Here is a 2673-nt window from a genome sequence, read left to right as displayed (position 1 = left end):
CCGCACGACGGTCAGCAGCACCAGGTACGACGCGGCGTTGACGGCGAACCCGGCGGAGAACGCGGCCTCGGTGCCGACGGAGACGACGATCCCGCCGAGCAGCAGCCCGACGCTCATCCCGATGTTGCGCCCGGTGCGCAGCACGGCCATGGAGCGGCTGCGGTTCTCCGGCGCCTCGGCCTGGAGCAGGAACACCTGCTGCACGGGCGCGCTGGCCCGGTCGAACAGGCCCAGCGCGCACAGCAGCAGCGCGTACCACCAGAAGGAGGAGACGAACAGGAAGCAGGAGTACCCGATCGCCCGCCACAGCAGCAGGAACGTCCAGATCGGGCCTGCGCCGAACCGGTCGGCGAGCCAGCCCGCGGGTCCGGGCGAGGCCAGCGCGATCAGGTTGGCCACGCCGACGACCACGCCGACCTGGACCGGGTCGACGCCCAGCCGCAGCACCACGAAGACCGGCACGATGGCCAGGAACAGCCCGGTGCCCAGGGAGTCGACCAGGACGCCGCCCGCCAGCACCACCCCTCCGCCCGAGAGCCGACCGGTTAAGCGCACAGCGGACACCTCCACGTGGACGGGCGGCCCACCACGCGGCGGACCGTCCCGTCCCTCACCGTACGACCCCTGTGGCGGGCGGTGATCAGGGGTGGAGGACCGTTCGGGCGAAAGGGATCAAGCGGGCACACTCCGTCCACTGTGGACCGGACGGGCCCGTTCGCGGTGCGGCGGCTCAGGCGAGCGCCGGGTGGTCGAGCACGCGGACGCCTCGGGCTCCCAGGGCCTCGGGCGAGGCGGCGGTGGCGCTCGTGACGACCGCGACGGCGGCGCCGCGCTCGCGCAGCTCGTGCCAGCGCTCGAAGACCGCGCCGCCGGGGGCGAGCGCGGCGCGGGACAGGGGGAGGTCGTGCTCGTCGACGTCGACCACGACGCCGACGGTGCGGGGGGTCGGGGTCGGCGCGACGCGCTTCGCCTCGGCGATCAGCTCGGCGAAGCGGCTGCCCACGGGCTTCACGGCGTTCCCGGTGTCCAGCAGGCCCAGGGAGTACTCCAGGTCCTTGTAGTCGCCCAGGTCGCGCGAGACGTCGTGGGAGCACCACCAGGTGATCGCGTAGAGGTCCTCGGTGGTCAGCGCCGCCTGGACGGTGCGGGCGCAGAACTCCGGCATCTCGGACTCGGCCAGGTTCATCGACGGGGCGCCGACCTCCTGGAGCCAGACCCGGCGCTCCGGGTCGGTGGCGAAGGCCTTGGACAGCTCGATCATCCACTCGGCGTGCCGCACCGACTGCGGGGAGAGGGCGCCGGAGCGGGCGGCCGTGCCGTTGACGATCCAGGAGTGCACGGTCGTCACGTCGCCGAGGCGGCTGGCGTGGACGGGGACGAAGGGGTGCTCGTCGCGGTACCAGAGGTGGTCGTTCTCGCTGTGGGTCACGACGTGGCGCGGGTCGCGGTCGCGCGGGGCGGTGAGCAGGGAGGTGAGCCAGTGGGTGACCTGGTCGGTGCTCGCGGGCATCGCGGCCGGGTTGGGGCGCTGGAACTGGTTGACCTCGTTGCCCAGGGTCAGGCCGAGGAGGTTCGGGCGGTCGCGGACCGCGTCGTAGACCGCGGCGACCAGGGCCGCCTGGGCCTCGACCGCGGGCCTGTCGGTGAACATGTTGGCGCTGTGCCAGTTCACCAGCCAGGCGGGCACGAAGTCGAAGCCGGACATGTGGCCCTGGATCACGTCCACGGCGACGTCGAGGTCGAACTCGGCGGCGACGTCGACCACCAGGGCGACGTCGTCCAGCGCGCGCCGCCGGATCAGGGTCCGGTTCGGCTGGAGCACCGGCCACAGCGGGAAGACGCGCACGTGGTCGACGCCCAGGGCGGCGATCGCCGCGAAGTCCGCGCGGACGACGTCGGGGTCGACGGCCATCCACTGGAACATCCAGTCCTGCGACGGGGTGTAGTTGACGCCGAACCTCGGGGTGCTCGTGGTCAAGGGCTCTCCTCGCGGTTGTTCGGGGCGGGCGCCGTGGACTCGCGCACGAGCAGGCGGCGACCGCTGACGGTCTGGGGAGCGGCGTCCTCGCCGCGGACGAGCTTCTCGAGCAGGGCGACGGCGGCGCGGGCGCTCTCCTCGACGGGTGCGTCGAAGGCGGTCAGGCGGGGGCGGACGATCGTGGACACCCAGGAGTCCTCCCAGGCGATCACCGAGAGCTGCTCGGGGACGCGGACGCCGACCTCGGGGGCGTGCGCGACGATCTCGGCGGCGACGGTCTCGCTGTCCACGATGATCGCCGTCGACTCCCCCAGCCTGCCCAGCAGGTCCGCCACCGGGTCCTCGGCGCCCTTGTCCCACGCCGCGACCCCGGCCCGCACGCCGCGCTCCAGGGCGGCCTCGCGGAAGCGCTCGTCCCTGGCCCCGGTGTGGGCGAGGCCGGGGGCGTCGGTGACGCGGGTGACGCTGCGGTGGCCGAGCCCGGCGAGGTGGTCGAGCGCCTCGGCGAACGCGGTGCCGTCACCCACGGTGACCGAGGTGACCGGTCCGGGGACGGGCGCGCCGAGCAGGGCGGCGGGGGCGCCGAGCTGCTCGACCAGCGCGAGCCTGGGGTCGTCGTCGCGCACGTCGACCAGCAGGAACGCGTGGACCCGCCGCTCGCGCCACCACTGCCGGTAGAGCTGCTCCTCGTCCTC

The 2673-nt window shown here is 73.8% G+C and carries 3 protein-coding genes; all 3 read right to left on the bottom strand.

What is annotated here, in order from left to right; genetic code table 11:
- The coding region (locus tag ACTUAL_RS02740; RefSeq protein WP_440899154.1) for an MFS transporter at positions 1-555 on the bottom strand (555 nt) is incomplete at its 3' end.
- A 175-nt stretch (positions 556-730) separates the two neighbouring features.
- Positions 731-1978 (bottom strand): glycoside hydrolase 5 family protein, encoded by a 1248-nt coding sequence (locus ACTUAL_RS02735; RefSeq protein ID WP_440899153.1) that lies wholly within the window; start codon positions 1976-1978, stop codon positions 731-733.
- A partial coding sequence (locus ACTUAL_RS02730; protein ID WP_440899152.1) for a substrate-binding domain-containing protein occupies positions 1975-2673 on the bottom strand: 699 nt, incomplete at its 5' end. The genes ACTUAL_RS02735 and ACTUAL_RS02730, both read right to left, overlap by 4 nt.

It is taken from the genome of Actinosynnema sp. (assembly GCF_052038725.1).
Note: the sequence above shows the minus strand (reverse complement) of the source record. Positions and strands in the feature narration are given on the sequence as shown.